The organism is Eisenbergiella sp. OF01-20 (assembly GCF_003478085.1).
In the GTDB taxonomy this organism is placed as follows: Bacteria; Bacillota; Clostridia; order Lachnospirales; family Lachnospiraceae; genus Eisenbergiella.
In genome coordinates this window covers 1-14578 of record NZ_QUES01000007.1, presented here as the reverse complement: position 1 = coordinate 14578, position 14578 = coordinate 1, and the positions used below count along the sequence as shown (strand labels likewise).

Sequence of the window (14578 nt, the reverse complement as noted above, 5' to 3'; positions counted from 1 at the left end):
CTTGAGGCGGTTTTTGTTTGAACAGAAGTAACTGGGAAGATACGGAACGGTTACGAACGGAAAAAGCAAACCGCAGGATGCGGAATCTGTTGTTTAAGCTGTTATCAGAGAATAGGAAAAGGAGAAAAAAGCTATGGCAAACAAAGAAATTCCCTACAAAATCTACCTGGAAGAATCGGAGATGCCCAGGCAGTGGTATAACGTGAGGGCCGATATGAAAAACAAGCCGGCCCCGCTTCTGAATCCCGGAACCCTGCAGCCCATGACCTTTGAAGAATTGCAGCATGTTTTCTGTGATGAGCTGGTTAAACAGGAGCTGAATGATACCGATGCCTATATCGACATCCCGGACGAAATCAGGAAATTTTATAAAATGTACCGTCCTTCCCCCCTGGTGAGGGCATATTGCCTGGAAGAAAAGCTGCAGACACCTGCAAAAATCTATTATAAGTTTGAAGGCAACAACACCAGCGGAAGCCATAAGCTCAATTCTGCCATTGCACAGGCCTATTATGCAAAGCAGCAGGGGCTTAAGGGGGTTACCACGGAAACCGGTGCAGGACAGTGGGGAACCGCGCTGTCCATGGCCTGCTCCTATTTCGATCTGGACTGCCAGGTATATATGGTAAAGGTGTCCTATGAGCAGAAGCCCTTCCGCCGTGAGGTGATGCGCACCTACGGGGCAAAGGTTACCCCTTCTCCCTCCGAATTCACGGAAGTGGGAAGAAAAATCCTGCAGGAGCATCCCGGAACCACAGGTAGTCTCGGCTGCGCTATTTCGGAAGCGGTGGAAGCGGCGACCAGTCAGGAAGGCTACCGTTACGTATTGGGAAGCGTCCTTTCCCAGGTGCTGCTCCATCAGACGGTAATCGGCCTGGAAACCAAAGCGGCTCTTGATAAATACGACATTGTCCCGGATGTGATCATCGGATGTGCGGGCGGCGGCTCCAATCTGGGAGGATTGATTTCCCCGTTCATGGGAGAAGTGCTCAGGGGAGAAAAGGATTATAAGTTCATTGCCGTGGAACCCGCATCCTGCCCCAGCCTTACCAGAGGCAAATATGTATACGACTTCTGTGATACCGGAAAGGTATGCCCGCTGGCTAAGATGTACACCCTGGGAAGCGGCTTCATTCCTTCCGCCAACCACGCCGGAGGCCTTCGTTACCACGGCATGAGCTCCATCCTTTCCCAGCTTTATGATGACGGCCTTATCGAGGCGCGCAGTGTGGAGCAGACCGCCGTATTCCAGGCGGCAGAGCAGTTCGCCAGAGTGGAAGGCATCCTTCCTGCACCGGAGAGCAGCCATGCAATCCGGGTAGCTATCGACGAAGCCATGAAATGTAAGGAAACCGGGGAAGAAAAGACTATCGTATTCGGCCTGACCGGAACCGGATATTTCGATATGGTCGCTTATGAAAAATTCCATAACGGACAGATGAGCGATTATATTCCTTCCGATGACGACCTGCAGGCTGGTTTCGACGGAATCCCCAGGTTCCCCGGGAATGAAATCTAAGAGCTAACCGGATAGATGAAAAAACGGCGCAGCAAAAGGATTGTCACCTTAAAAGCTGCGCCGTTTTTTTTTCGGAGGACGGAAGGAAGTACCGTTCAGACCGGTACGGGACGGAAGGAAGAAAAAGAAGGGCGCAGCTACACCACCACGGAAATAACCTGCTCATATTTATCTTGATATATTTCTTTCCCTCTTTCGGACAGCTTCTGATAGCTTCGTGTCAGTTTGTTTTTTACAAAATCGATTCCGTCGTCAATGTCCAGTTTACGCTGTACATAAGCAAGATAAAAGAGAGAAGGGACGGCATCAAAATGGGATATGGAATCCGCATCGGCCACACAGATTTCTTCCGGGGATTATTTTTCCATTACCTTGCTGCCCCTGTGGTTTAAAATACATTTCTGCACCAATTCCCGCTTTTTCTCCTCGTAGCGGAAGCCTTTCAGCAAATCGCCCGCCATTTCCGCTCCATGGATGTGATGATTCTCATAGAGCGCATAATCGGTTATGGAGGCGGCATCGTGCAGCCATGCGGCTATTGTTACCACTTCTACATCCGCACCATATATCCCCGCCAGCTGTACCGCGTTTTTTACAACGGCCCGGATGTGATGATAGCCCCCCATTCCAAAGAAATTGGACTCCTTTTCACAGCGCTTTCTGATATCTTCTTCCAGATAATGGATAATATCCGTTCTCATACGTCCGCACCCTCCTCCCTATTTCCGGCATTGCGTTTTTCTGTCCCCTTGACAAAGCTGATTTCATAGGAAATATAGGAACCCCCGGAATGATAACCAAGCGTTTCCGCCAGATGCAGAGATTCCGGGTTTGCGGCATCCCAGCTGGGATAAAGCCCACGGTCCAGACACGCCAGGATGAGACGGGCGGCACAGGCTCTGGCGATCCCTTTTCTCCGGTGCTCCTGTTTTACATCAATTTCTATCTCGATGCCCCCGTTATATACGGTATAGGAAGAGGCGCCTCCGGCGATTTCCCCGTCTTTCAGGGCGGCAAAACCCAGACCCAGCTGTTCATAGCAGGCGCTGTCCGGGAATTGGGAGCACAGGTCCCGGGACCATTCCCCGGATAAGATACGGGGATATAATTCCCTGTCTATCATCCTAAGCTCATATCCTTGCGGAAGCCTTTGGATATAGCTTTCCAGCAGGCTGCGGTCAAAAATATCTTTTTCTTTTTTCAGGGCATACCGGTAAAACTTTTCATAAGTATCCGGATAACAGGCTTCGATCCATTCACACCAGCTTTCCTCACGCGGCACGATAAGAAGAAAAGGGGCGGAAAAAGAAGAAGGGAATTCGCATACCAGCTTTTTGTCCGGCTGCCCTGCAAGAAAACAAAAATCTCCGGTAAGGATCCGCGAACTTTTCGGTTCCGGCAGACAGTCCGCCCAGGCCTGCCCCATGACGCCCTGCAGGCAGGACCAGATCATGGTTTCCTCCCAGTTTCTGAAGAGCGGTTCTATATATTTCATCTCGTCTGTTTTCAATTGTACCATGTTATATTTCCTTTCTGATTCAGGAGACCTGTATTCCCGTCAGGTCTGCAATAAACTTTTTGTTTCGGCATGCTTCCTGTCTTGCAAGCATTTTAGCATAGTGTTAAACTGAATACCAGAGGCGGCCTGAAAAATGTGTCGTGCGGCGTAACCGTTCAGGCTGTGCATTTACGGCGCGGAGCGCAGGACGGGTGTTACCCTGTATAGACAGTTACTATGGCAATATAAAAGGAGGCAGATGAGCTTGAACAGAAAAAAAGCAGGCATGATCGCAGCGGCGGTTATGCTGCCGGTGACTATACTGGCCGGCAGCGTGGCGTTTTTCTTTCATTATGCGGTTGTCAGAGTGGAGAAAAAAAAGAAAACGAATAAACAAAAGAAGGCGGCAGCGGCGCCCAAAGAAGGAGAAGGGCTTTCGTTTGACTGTTTCCGGGATAAAATGGAAGAAGGGGTGCGTTGGTTTAAGGAGCAGGATCCGGAAAAGATAACGCTTACCAGTTATGACGGGCTGAAACTGTCCGCCTATCTGCTTCCTGCAGAAAAAGAAAGCCGGAACGTGCTTCTGCTTATGCACGGCTACCGGTGTGACGGTTATTCGGATTTCTCCTGCCTGTACCGGTTCTATCACGAACAGGGATATCATCTGCTGGTACCCCATCAGAGAAGCCATGCGGACAGCGAAGGAAAATATATCTGCTTTGGGGTAAAAGAACGGTATGATTGTAAAATGTGGGCGGATTATGCGGTGCGCCGTTTCGGCAGCGGCTGCAATCTGTATCTGTCCGGAATATCCATGGGCTGTTCCACGGTACTGATGGCGGCGGGGCTGGATCTTCCGGGCAATGTGAGGGGAATTATTGCAGACTGCGGCTTTACAAGCCCGTATGATATTTTCCGCCATGTCCTGCATATCCAGTTCGGAATGCCTTCTTTCCCGCTGATGAACCTGACGAAAATGGTGGTGAAACACAAGGCGGGTTTTGGCTATAAAGATGTCTCCACACGGGAGGTCCTGAAAACCTGTAAGATTCCAGTGCTGTTTATTCATGGGGGGAAGGACAAATTTGTTCCCACACAGATGACACTGGATAATTATTCCGTTTGCGCCTCTCCCAAGGAGCTGCTCATTGTGCCCGACGCGGCCCACGCCACCTCCAATATGGTGGAACCGGAGCGATACCGGGCGACAGCGCTTGCGTTCATGAAGAAATACGAAAAGTAGTGTGATGCGGATGGAGTCGAGAACAATTATTTTCCATATTGATGTAAACAGTGCCTTTTTAAGCTGGAGTGCGGCTTACCGTACGGAGGTTCTCGGGGAAAAGATGGATCTGCGTACGGTGCCTTCCATTGTGGGGGGCGATCAGGAGGCCCGCCGTGGAATTGTGCTTGCCAAAAGCACGCCTGCCAAGAAATACGGGATCCAGACCGGAGAACCTATCGTAGCGGCCAGGAAGAAATGTCCGAACCTCATAATCATTCCTCCGGATTTTCCTGTTTATGTGGAAAAATCCAAAGCCCTGATCGCACTTTTGAAGCGGTATTCCGATCAGGTGGTACAGTACAGTATTGATGAGGCCTGGGCAGATTTTACAGGATATGAAATGCTTTATGGGGATCCGGTGGTATTCGCCCATAAACTGAAGGATATAATAAAGGAAGAACTTAAGTTCACGGTGAATATCGGGGTTTCCTCCAACCGGCTGCTGGCCAAAATGGCCGGAGATTTCAAAAAACCGGATCTGGTGCATACCCTTTTCCCGGAGGAAATCGAAGAAAAGATGTGGCCGCTTCCCGTAGAGCGGCTGTTCCTGGTGGGAAAAGCCGCGGCGGATAAGCTTCACAGCCTGGGAATATACACCATTGGGGATTTGGCACGTACGGATGTCAATACGCTGAAGGCGCATATGAAAAAGCACGGCGAAGTTATCTGGAACTATGCATGGGGACGGGAAGAAGAGAATCCCATGGAAGAGAAGCCTTCCATGGAAAAGAAGCTTTCCATGGAAGAAACACCGGAAGCCAGGGAAGGAAATAAGGTCTATGGGAACAGCATGACCACACCTGTGAATGTTACCGATGTGGAGTATGCCAGGCAGATCCTGCTGTCCCTGAGTGAGACCGTAGGCATGCGGCTGCGGGCGGATCAGGCTAAAATCAGCTGTGTGAGCATTACGCTCAGAAGTTCGGATTTTATAAACCGCAACAGGCAGATGCAGCTGAGCAGCGCTACGGATGTTACGGAAGAAATCTATGCGGCAGCCTGCAGGCTGTATGACGAACTGTGGGACGGAAGGCCGCTCCGGCTGATCGGCGTTTCCACATCGCGGGTCAGTTATGAGGAATACAGGCAGTATAATCTGTTTGACCAGGGGAAATATGATAAGCTGGAAAAATGCGACAAAGCGATTGACAGTATCCGGGCCAGGTTCGGTGAGGATTCCGTGATGCGGGCCAGTTTTCTGAACAGCCGCATTTCCCATACGGGGGGCGGCCTGAATAAAGAGAAGAGGGCAGAGGCTGTTTCCGGCCCCGAAAGGGAAAAAAGAAGAACGGCAAAGGAGAGATAAATTGAGAAGAAAGAAGGGATTGGCAATTGCCGTTATCCTGGCGGTGCTGTTGACCGCAGGCTGCGGAACGCGGCCGCAGACTGTAGTTCCCGGGGAAAAGACCGGGGCGCAGGAGGAGACACAGACGGTAACAGAACCGGTTCCGGGCGGGGAAGAAGCCGCTGCCTCGGAAAGTATGTCTGCAGAAGCTATCGGCGGACAGGACGGCGTACCGGGAGAAGAAGCTTCCGGACAGCAGGCCTCCAAAGAGGAAAACCAGGAAAAGGGCTATCCGGAAAAAGAGGAAAAAACAGCGGAAGAGGCGCCGGGGGACGGAGCGGTAGTGGAAACAGTGCCGGGGGAAGCTGTGGACGTAGAGAACGCGAAGGAAGAAGCAAAACAGCGGGGGGAATTGCCTGACAGCGCTTTGACGGCACAGACGGATCCGGGACAGGAGCCGCAGGCAGGAGCGGAAGCCGCACTTTGGGTAGAGGAACAGACCGTGGTGATACCGGGACTGGAAAAGGAATACAACTATCTGTTTCTTTCGGATACCCACATTATCTGTCTGGACGGGGAGGAAACGCAGCAGCAGCTGGATAATGCCCTTCCCCGAAGAGATACGCTTTTTAAAGATGCCTGGGGACGGACGCCGGAGGAGGTTTTTCCGGCGTGGATGGCTTATGCCAATGAACGGCAGGTGGACGGCCTGCTGCTGGGAGGGGATATTATTGATTTTCCCTCCCGGGCGAATCTGGCTTTTCTGGAAGAAAATCTGGAAACGCTGGAGATGCCATACCTTTATGTACCTGGAAATCATGACTGGACCTATCCCTGGGAATATATGACGGACAAAGGCAGACAGGAATACCTGACCGCCCTGGCGCCCCGGATGCATGGAACACCCGCTGCCCAGCTGCTGGAAAATGAGGAGCTGGTGCTTCTGGGAGTGGATAACAGCACCAACCAGATAGATCCGGCGGCGCTGGATACGGTAAAAAGCGCGGTGGAACGGGGAAAGCCTGTGATTGTCCTCCAGCATATCCCTTTCGCAACGGATCGGCTGGTGGAAGAAGCCGGCCGGCTCTGGCAGAATCCGGTTCTTCTGGGGAAAGGTGTCCTTGGCGGGATTTATCCCAATGAGGTTTCCCAGGAGTATATGAAACTGATCCTGGCGGACGCAGGGCCGGTGAAAGTGGTTCTGGCAGGCCATATCCACATGGGAGCCAGGGACAGCCTGACAGAAGGGATCTCACAGTATACCGCCGATGCGGGATATCTGGGAAAAGGACTGCTTCTGACCATCCGGGGAGAAGAAGAGACGGAAATGGAATAAAAAGAAGAAAAGATAGGAACGGGGAGAAGATTTTTCTCCCCGTTGCTGTGTCTGTAAGCTTCAGATACGTTCCTTACACTGAGGCCGGAACGGTATAGGTCAGTTTTTTACCAGGCGGATGGTCTTTACTTCAAAGGCCCGGAAGGAGAGTTGGATATCCCCGTTTTCGGAAGGGATTTCTTCCGCAATGTTTTCAAGCATGTCACACAGATAAGGGCGGTACCCCTGGAATTCTGTATGGATCCGGACGGGAACCGCCGCTTTTTTGGATTCGTACAGACGCAGGATAATATCCCCGCTTCCGTCTTCCGCAGGCTTCATGGTATCCAGAAGGATATTTTCCCTGTCGATCTGTATCTGGCTGAAACGGCTGGTGCTTCCCGGCATAACAAGAGCCGGTACATTCAGTTCATAGCCCTGCCGTACCACATCACAGTCCGCAAAGCTGCCTTCCCAGGCGGTAAACGCATAGGTGAAGGTATGTACCCTGTTATCCGCGCGCATTTCCGGTGCGGAAGGGGCTCTCAGCAGTGTCAGCTCCAGGCGGTTTCCGTTCATGCTGATACCGTATTTACAGTCATTGAGTACGGCAGCACCATGGGCCGCATCACAAAGGGCGCTGTAGCGGTGGTTGCAGACCTCGAAACGATCCTTGTCATAAGCTTTCGAACGGTGGGCCGGTCTTTCCACATAACCGAACTGCATTTCATTAATCCCATTTTCCGCATATACGGCAACCGGGAAAGCGACCTTCCACAGGCGGTGAAGCTCCTTCCAATCCACCTGGGTATCAAAGACCAGACGTCTGCTGTCCGCCGCCAGACGGATGTGCTGCGTATAAGTGGATTCGCTGATTCTGCCGGTAACCCGAAGCACGGCTTCCAGTCCCTGAGACAGGATCTCCACAGTGATATCACGGGCGCCTTCCACTTCCTGGTCGATATAATTGGAGTCGATATCCCAGGCGTCAAAGAGCCGGGGAACATCCTTATACAAGTGGAAACAGTTCATAGGTGCGGCGGCAAATTCCCGTCCGGTTTCCTTTACCCGGAAAGAAGTTACCTCACCGTTCTGGTTTATAACGGCTTTTACTACTTCATTTTCCAGAACAAAGCCTTCCTCCGTTTTTTCGATGCGGGCACCTTCGCAGGAGGTCTGCGTTGTGCAGGGAACCAGGGTTACCCCGCCGCAGGAAGGAAGCTCCACCAGGGCCTTTACGCCGTTTTCCGCAGCCTGGGTGGAAACGGAAAGACCTTCCGCCGTACATGCGCCGTCCGCGAAGGCGGGGGAAAGGGTCACAAGGGCCTTCCTGTCAAAGCTTAAGGAATTAAATACGGTAACAGCGTCGCCGCCCTGTTCGGTAAGCAGGCTGTCGGCGGCATCTGCGGTGATACGGGAGGTATCGCGGAAAATTTCTTCAAAGGCCTGTTCCGCTTCTGTGTACACCCTGGCGATGGAGGATCCGGGCAGTATGTCATGGAACTGGTGAAGCAGCAGCTTCTTCCAGAGGGCATCCGCTTCGGCAAGAGGGTATTCCCATCCCTTCGTTTCAGCCAGACAGCTCCACATTTCCATTTCCCGCAGGGCAAGCTCACTCTTGCGGTTATTTTTCTTTACCATGGCCTGGGAGGTATAGGTCCCTCTGTGTGCGCTGAAATACAGCTCGCCTACATAGGTATGCGCAGGGCCGCCCTGTTCCTCCATTTCTTCGAAGAACTCTCTGGGGCCTTCCATTTTCACCTTTACGCCGCCTTCCAGGTCTTTCTGACGGAGGGCGTATTCCACGTAATCCCTGGACGGGCCGCCGCCGCCGTCCCCGTAACCGAAGGGCAGCAGGAAGGCATCCAGATCCTGTACCTGTGTGCGGTTTTTCCATACCTCATTGATCTCTTTGGGATCCGTGCGGTAGGTATAACTTGTGGGCAGGAAGGAGTCCACACGGGACCCGTCCATCCCTTCCCAGGTAAAATAGTGGTAAGGGAACTGATCTCCCTCATTATAGGACCAGAAAATTTTCTGGGTAACCAGATATTTTACCCCGCAGCCACGGAGAATCTGAGGAAGAGCTGCGGTATAGCCGAAGGTATCCGGCAGCCAGAGTACCTGGCTGTCCACACCCAGTTCCTCCTTATAATAACGCTTTCCGTGAACCAGCTGGCGGATAAGGGATTCCCCGCTTGTCATATTGGTATCCGGCTCCACCCACATGGCGCCGTCGGCAATCCACTGGCCGCCCCGGATGGCTTCTTTGATCCGTTCAAACAGCTCCGGATAATAGGTCCGGCACATTTCATAAGAAGCGGGCTGGCTCTGGATAAATTTATATTCCGGATATTCCTCCAGCAGACGAAGCTGGGCGGCAAAGGTCCTTTCTGTTTTGCGGTGCGTTTCCGCCATAGGCCACAGCCAGGCCAGATCCAGGTGAGCGTTGCCAACCGCATAGAAAACAGGCATGGTGGAACCGTTTACCGCTTCCATGGCAGGCCTAAGTGCTTCTCTGGCCGCCCGGTAGCCGGCCGATCGTTTTTCTTTTTCCTGTTCAAAATCCACGATAAGAGTGAATTGCTCCAGAGCCTTTGCAACCTTGGCAGCACGAAGGGAAGTCTCATCCAGGGTCTGCAGAAGCTTATGCAGCGTATCCACGTCCATATACAGCTGATAGGCATCTTCATCCCAGATCCCGTAGGTACAGCTGCCCAAAGTCCTTCTGGCGCCTTCCGGAAGGGGATCCGTAAACGCTCCGGGAAGGACCGGTCCGGTAGCACAGCCGCCGTCGGCACATTCCGGATAATAATGTCCGGCATAGGTTTCCATGAGCACCTCATAGCTGCTTCCGGCTTTTCCTTCTCTGGCCAGTGTATTATCTTCCATAAAATGATGGGGTTCGCTGACCCAATCCGCACGGTAGGTTCCGAAGGACTGGCCGTTTATGAACAGGGTGGACTCCCCGCCCGGCTTCAGATTCATTACAATCCGTTTTCCCTCCGCTTCCGGGGGCAGCTCAATACGGCTTCGGAACCAGCAGTACTCATAGGTATTTCCCCATGTAAATCCGGGCTGCACCGGTGTAAAGGCCATACCGGCAGCCTCTTCGGGACTAAGATGCTCCATTGTCCTGCCTGCTTCCCAACGGAATTCTCCCAGGGGTTCATAAAAATCATCTTTCAGCGTACGGATCCAGTGTTTAAACCGTCCGCTCCATTCTGAATGCATCACGTTCATCTGGGTGCTCCTTTCCATAAATAGTTTTATGTTTTCCCCGCCTTCTCTTTCCGTAAAAATGGACAGGGTATGTTTTTGTTATAACAGGTTACGGTGGTGTTGGCAATCAATTATTTTGGCTTTTTTTCTTTCTTTTTTACCTTGTTTTGAAATCCCGGAAACGGGAGTATCAGAAAAAATTATTTTAAAGTATTGACATTTATTCTCAAATCATATAAAATACATTTTGTCGCGCAGGAATGGCGGAATTGGCAGACGCGCACGGTTCAGGTCCGGGTGGTAGCAATACCATGAGAGTTCAAGTCTCTTTTCCTGCACTTGATAAAGAAGGGCTTTTGGATAACAGATATCCAAAAGCCTTTTCTGATATCCGGAAAAGCAAAAGTAAACCGGTTAGCTGGATTACTCGTACCGCGAATATGGATTGTGACCCCAGATGCAGCGCCTGTTACCATTATTGATATTTGATATAAAGGAAACGAATGGATTTAAGAAACTGTCGGAAAATCCTTCTGAGCAAGAGCCTGCAATGGTATTACTTATACGAGATTTTTTCCATATTGAAGAAAACAGCCAGGACAGGATATTATATGTATTTTATGAGGAGAGCAAGGATGATTGGAACGCAACTAATCCTGCTGGAGGGTATGCCTTCTACAGGTAAAACTACAAATTCCCGGTTTATACAGGTACAACTTGAGCGTAATCAAATTAATGCGGAGTGGATACATGAAGTAGCCATGCCTCATCCGGTACTATTTTTTGATGAGGTTGGTATGACCTATGACGAATTTGAAAGATTTACGGAAAGGTACCCGGAAACAGCTGCTATTCTTAAGCGTATAGCAGTGTTTAGAAAGAGCACCGTGGGGATACATCTGCCCGAAATACAATGGTACTATAAAGATATAATCGGAGGGAAGGCTTACCAGGCTTTGACAGAGTTTGACGTTTGGAATTTTCCTCTTGAAGTATACCAAAAATTTGCTTTGGAAAAATGGATGCATTTTGCTGAAAAAGCGATGGAGGATCAGGAGAAAGTCTATATTATAGATAGTGCGATCTTCCAGTTCCAGATATTCATGTTTTTATTTAAAAATAAGAACTATCAAGAACTGCAAAGCTTTATCAGCCAAATGGAAGATATTATACAGCCTTTAAACCCATGTCTGATTTTCTTTTACAGGGAAAACACCGAGGCGACAATTGAATATCTTGAAAAAGATAGGGGTACTTCATACTTGGATTACATATGGCATAGAGACAAAGACCAACCATACTATTCAGGTAAGCCGGAAGGGGCAGAAGGTTTTAAGCAGTTCCTGCGGGATTATGCCAATATGGCAAATTCGTTGTTCCATTCATGCAAGACAAATAAAATATCTCTTGAAATATCTAATGGAAAATGGACCTTCCTTGAGGATGAGATACTTTCTTTTTTAGGTATCGATCGCAAACCAGGCCCCATTGCTTTTCCGAAAAGCGGTATCTATAAAAATGAGGCATTGGGCTATATAATACGAGTTGATGGCCTTTCCATTACCGATCCAACGGGACAAAATCGAACGCTCTTACCGAAAAAATACAATGAGTTCTATGTTGACTGGCTGCCGACGGTCCTGCGGTTTGAAGATCATAAAATCATTATTTCGGGGTCGCAGATATGCGAGCAATGGACAACCAAGGGCATGATCTATGACAGGATGGAATTATGAGTAAAAGGGATATCGTTCATCTTGTCGTTACTGGTTACAGAGAGATAAGATTGGCAGATAGTTGCATTAAGAACAACTTCTGCGCCATTGAATATAAATGTTCTCATGATATGATGTTATTAAAATAAATCATTAGGAGGACAATATGCTATATTTATCGGAAAATTTAAAAAAGTATCGTTTGTTGAAAAATCTGACACAAGAGGATGTTGCTGAATATTTAGGGATTACAGCACAAAGTGTTTCAAAATGGGAACGAGGGGATTCCTACCCAGATATTACTTCTTTGCCGGCATTGGCTAACATATTTGAAACAAGTGTCGATTTACTTATTGGCATGGATACCATACGAGCAGAGGAAACACGTTTCAATATTCATAAAAAGGCTGTTGCATATCAACGATGCGGAGATTATGATTCAGCTGAGAAAACATACAGAGATGCATTACTAATATATCCCAATAAACCTGGTATGATTCTTGGATTGGCAAGTACATTGGCATTGAAAGGAAATACGAATGAAGCTATTGAACTAATGGAAAGAGGATTGCCTTTGTCAAGCAATGAGAGGCAAAAAGCGACTATGCGTGCGACATTATGTTTCTTATATTTAAAAATGGGGAGAAAAGATAAAGCGAATGGGCTTGCATCGGAACTTCCACATACAAGGGAAAGCAGGGAAGTGATTCAACCGCTTGTGCAGCAGGAATTAAGCAATGTTGAAATCGATAAAAATATAAAAGCAATACTTTTTGGTGACGGAAAAGGAATTTGGTAATAGATGGAAGGTGAATTATCTCTATCTCACAACTTCCAGATATGCACGAATGAATCTGTGAGGGGTTAACCCTATGTCTGCCCGACTGTATAAACAAATAAGAAATAACCGGATGAGGTAACAATTGCTGATTACTTTATCCGGTTTTGTTTTTAGAAAACTTTATATGTCCTATGTAATTAAGGTAGTACATTAATTCGATAAATGTATCGTAAATTCATATTTAATTACCGGGAAATGAAAAGCTTACAAAATTAATACCAAAAAGTAATAGAGGTGTTATTATATTCAAATCTGATTTATTATTCTATTAAAATTAAGTCTAAGAATGCTTATTTTACAGGGGAGTTGAAATACGGAGTTCTCCTTTGGCGTATAAGCCGTACAGAGGATTATTTATATAATCAACTAAAATGTAGGTTGAATTGTACGCGAATCTAAAGAGTAAAGTTATTGTTTTGTCTTTTCGTAAAATGATAATATAATATCGGAGGTGAGTTAATGAATAATGTTATTGGATTAAATATTTTACGGTATCGAAAAGAGCAAAATTTAACGCAAGAAGAACTTGCGAAACATCTTGGAATTTCATATCAAGCAGTGAGTAAATGGGAAAACGAACAAACTACACCAGATTTATCTTTATTACCTGCTCTTGCTTCAATATATAAAGCCCGAGTTAAAACAAGAAATATTTACAAATTATAAGGATTTCACCAATAACAATGGAATTAATGCAATGCATTGTTTTGTAGAAAAACCTTTTATAATGCGACCGCCTGGAAAAGAAATTCATTCTCAACAATGGAAATCAGGAGAATTATTGACCTTATACCACGATTGGTATATTGAAAGCACTTCTGAGTATGTTTTTGATTGTAACTCAGGTGGAATCCCGCATAAACATGCTGCTAATAGAGAGTTTGCACGAAAGCTTTAAACCAAGCAAATTAATTTGACTTTAGAAGCATAAGAACCAAAAGGGGATAGCTCAAAAAAGTGGCCAAAACTTCATCGCGTTTTTTACAATAAAAAAGCGAAAAGCCTCAATAAAATCAAGGCTTCCCGCTCCTAAAACACTAGTGCGGAAGATGGGACTTGAACCCACACGAGCGCATTGCCCACAAGATCCTTAGTCTTGCTCGTCTGCCAGTTCCGACACTTCCGCATGCCTGCACAGTTTTGAGTTCCGTGCTGCAAGAGGTATATTATCATTTTAGGACAAATAAGTCAAGATACTTTTTTAGATTTTTTTATTTTTTTCCAATTAGATAAGTGAAAAGTATATTTCCACTTTATGATTTTTTTTAGCATAAATTTTTTAACTTTTTCATATTGACATTTGCTCTCAAATCATATAAAATACATTTTGTCGCGCAGGAATGGCGGAATTGGCAGACGCGCACGGTTCAGGTCCGTGTGGTAGCAATACCATGAGAGTTCAAGTCTCTTTTCCTGCACTTCATAAAACACTTCAGGACAGGCAATTGTTCTGAAGTGTTTTTTTGCGATTAATAACAGCCTCTATGGCTTCCAGTAAAATAAGTCTTTCATCCGGGCAGGTATACCTGACATTCACACATCCTTTCCCTTTGCCCGGATGGGAGAGTTTTTCTTTCAGAATATCGATATACGCAAAATCCATGGTGTGCATGGAGAAGTGGTTTTTGGCCGGAAAAAAAGCGATATAGTTTCGCTGTTTCCCGCTGCCGAGTTTGTAAGTGGGCATTTGAAAGGAGATGACCTCCTCCAAATCGGAATGCTTTTCGCGCATGTAATTTATGAAAAAATTCATCCATTCCTGTTCTGTGGGGGAAAGCGTTAAGAGATACGCATCCACTTCGTTTCTTGTTTTTGACATGATTTACAGTCCTCCAATTATTTTTTCAGTACTCAAACTTCGCAGGAGCAAAATGGCCTTCCGCCCGCTGGCAGAGCGG

Annotated in this window: 12 protein-coding genes and 3 tRNA genes; 9 read left to right on the top strand and 6 right to left on the bottom strand. The window is 47.7% G+C overall.

The window, feature by feature from the left end; genetic code table 11:
- Window positions 1–133: 133 nt before the first annotated feature.
- Window positions 134–1519 carry a TrpB-like pyridoxal phosphate-dependent enzyme gene (locus tag DXA36_RS10830; protein WP_118679023.1) on the top strand — a complete coding sequence of 462 codons (1386 nt, stop codon included), beginning with the start codon at window positions 134–136 and terminating at the stop codon, window positions 1517–1519.
- A gap of 137 nt (window positions 1520–1656) precedes the next feature.
- On the opposite strand, the gene DXA36_RS33515 is transcribed toward DXA36_RS10830, so the two are convergent.
- Genes DXA36_RS33515 through DXA36_RS10820 form a run of 3 tightly spaced genes read right to left on the bottom strand, consistent with a single transcriptional unit; the run spans window position 1657 to window position 3038 of the window.
- The gene (locus DXA36_RS33515; RefSeq protein WP_243114617.1) at window positions 1657–1857 is read right to left on the bottom strand and encodes a hypothetical protein; all 201 of its coding nucleotides are present in this window, start codon (window positions 1855–1857) and stop codon (window positions 1657–1659) included.
- 18 nt (window positions 1858–1875) lie between these two features.
- Entirely contained in the window at window positions 1876–2220 is a 345-nt protein-coding gene (locus tag DXA36_RS33510) for an HD domain-containing protein (protein WP_243114616.1), read from the bottom strand.
- A complete protein-coding gene (locus DXA36_RS10820; RefSeq protein WP_118679021.1) occupies window positions 2217–3038 on the bottom strand; it encodes a GNAT family N-acetyltransferase in 822 nt (273 codons plus the stop codon). The genes DXA36_RS33510 and DXA36_RS10820 overlap by 4 nt, the downstream gene beginning before the upstream one ends.
- Window positions 3039–3282: 244 nt before the next feature.
- On the opposite strand from DXA36_RS10820, the gene DXA36_RS10815 reads away from it, so the two are divergent.
- Genes DXA36_RS10815 through DXA36_RS10805 form a run of 3 tightly spaced genes read left to right on the top strand, consistent with a single transcriptional unit; the run spans window position 3283 to window position 6923 of the window.
- Window positions 3283–4260 carry an alpha/beta hydrolase gene (locus tag DXA36_RS10815; protein WP_147366575.1) on the top strand — a complete coding sequence of 326 codons (978 nt, stop codon included), beginning with the start codon at window positions 3283–3285 and terminating at the stop codon, window positions 4258–4260.
- 4 nt (window positions 4261–4264) lie between these two features.
- Window positions 4265–5608 (top strand): DNA polymerase Y family protein, encoded by a 1344-nt coding sequence (locus DXA36_RS10810; protein WP_334295099.1) that lies wholly within the window; start codon window positions 4265–4267, stop codon window positions 5606–5608.
- Between the two features lies 1 nt (window position 5609).
- Window positions 5610–6923 carry a metallophosphoesterase family protein gene (locus DXA36_RS10805; protein ID WP_118679017.1) on the top strand — a complete coding sequence of 438 codons (1314 nt, stop codon included), beginning with the start codon at window positions 5610–5612 and terminating at the stop codon, window positions 6921–6923.
- A gap of 99 nt (window positions 6924–7022) precedes the next feature.
- Here the strand turns inward: DXA36_RS10805 and DXA36_RS10800 are convergent, their stop codons facing one another.
- Entirely contained in the window at window positions 7023–10145 is a 3123-nt protein-coding gene (locus DXA36_RS10800; protein ID WP_118679015.1) for an alpha-mannosidase, read from the bottom strand.
- 233 nt (window positions 10146–10378) lie between these two features.
- Between DXA36_RS10800 and DXA36_RS10795 the strand changes: the two genes are divergently transcribed.
- The 4 genes from DXA36_RS10795 to DXA36_RS33995 all read left to right on the top strand — a co-directional run bounded on the left by DXA36_RS10795 (window position 10379) and on the right by DXA36_RS33995 (window position 13346).
- Window positions 10379–10462: transfer RNA gene (locus DXA36_RS10795), tRNA-Leu, on the top strand.
- A gap of 297 nt (window positions 10463–10759) precedes the next feature.
- Window positions 10760–11860 carry a hypothetical protein gene (locus tag DXA36_RS10790; protein WP_147366574.1) on the top strand — a complete coding sequence of 367 codons (1101 nt, stop codon included), beginning with the start codon at window positions 10760–10762 and terminating at the stop codon, window positions 11858–11860.
- 145 nt (window positions 11861–12005) lie between these two features.
- Entirely contained in the window at window positions 12006–12638 is a 633-nt protein-coding gene (locus tag DXA36_RS10785) for a helix-turn-helix domain-containing protein (protein ID WP_118679011.1), read from the top strand.
- A 501-nt stretch (window positions 12639–13139) separates the two neighbouring features.
- On the top strand, window positions 13140–13346 hold the full coding sequence (locus tag DXA36_RS33995) for a helix-turn-helix transcriptional regulator (protein ID WP_330425012.1): 207 nt from the start codon (window positions 13140–13142) through the stop codon (window positions 13344–13346).
- A gap of 375 nt (window positions 13347–13721) precedes the next feature.
- Here the strand turns inward: DXA36_RS33995 and DXA36_RS10775 are convergent.
- Window positions 13722–13806, bottom strand: a tRNA-Leu gene (locus tag DXA36_RS10775).
- A gap of 208 nt (window positions 13807–14014) precedes the next feature.
- On the opposite strand from DXA36_RS10775, the gene DXA36_RS10770 reads away from it, so the two are divergent.
- Window positions 14015–14098, top strand: a tRNA-Leu gene (locus DXA36_RS10770).
- A 14-nt stretch (window positions 14099–14112) separates the two neighbouring features.
- Here DXA36_RS10770 and DXA36_RS10765 read toward each other — a convergent pair.
- A complete protein-coding gene (locus tag DXA36_RS10765) occupies window positions 14113–14499 on the bottom strand; it encodes an iron chaperone (protein WP_118679009.1) in 387 nt (128 codons plus the stop codon).
- Window positions 14500–14578: the final 79 nt, after the last annotated feature.

What these genes read in the sequence shown, in the direction of transcription:
- DXA36_RS33995 (WP_330425012.1), top strand. Translation starts at nt 13,140, where the DNA reads ATGAATAATGTTATTGGATTAAATATTTTACGGTATCGAAAAGAGCAA.
- DXA36_RS10765 (WP_118679009.1), bottom strand. Translation starts at nt 14,499, where the DNA reads ATGTCAAAAACAAGAAACGAAGTGGATGCGTATCTCTTAACGCTTTCC.
- DXA36_RS10790 (WP_147366574.1), top strand. Translation starts at nt 10,760, where the DNA reads ATGATTGGAACGCAACTAATCCTGCTGGAGGGTATGCCTTCTACAGGT.
- DXA36_RS10810 (WP_334295099.1), top strand. Translation starts at nt 4,265, where the DNA reads ATGCGGATGGAGTCGAGAACAATTATTTTCCATATTGATGTAAACAGT.
- DXA36_RS10785 (WP_118679011.1), top strand. Translation starts at nt 12,006, where the DNA reads ATGCTATATTTATCGGAAAATTTAAAAAAGTATCGTTTGTTGAAAAAT.
- DXA36_RS33510 (WP_243114616.1), bottom strand. Translation starts at nt 2,220, where the DNA reads ATGAGAACGGATATTATCCATTATCTGGAAGAAGATATCAGAAAGCGC.
- DXA36_RS10800 (WP_118679015.1), bottom strand. Translation starts at nt 10,145, where the DNA reads ATGAACGTGATGCATTCAGAATGGAGCGGACGGTTTAAACACTGGATC.
- DXA36_RS10820 (WP_118679021.1), bottom strand. Translation starts at nt 3,038, where the DNA reads ATGGTACAATTGAAAACAGACGAGATGAAATATATAGAACCGCTCTTC.
- DXA36_RS10830 (WP_118679023.1), top strand. Translation starts at nt 134, where the DNA reads ATGGCAAACAAAGAAATTCCCTACAAAATCTACCTGGAAGAATCGGAG.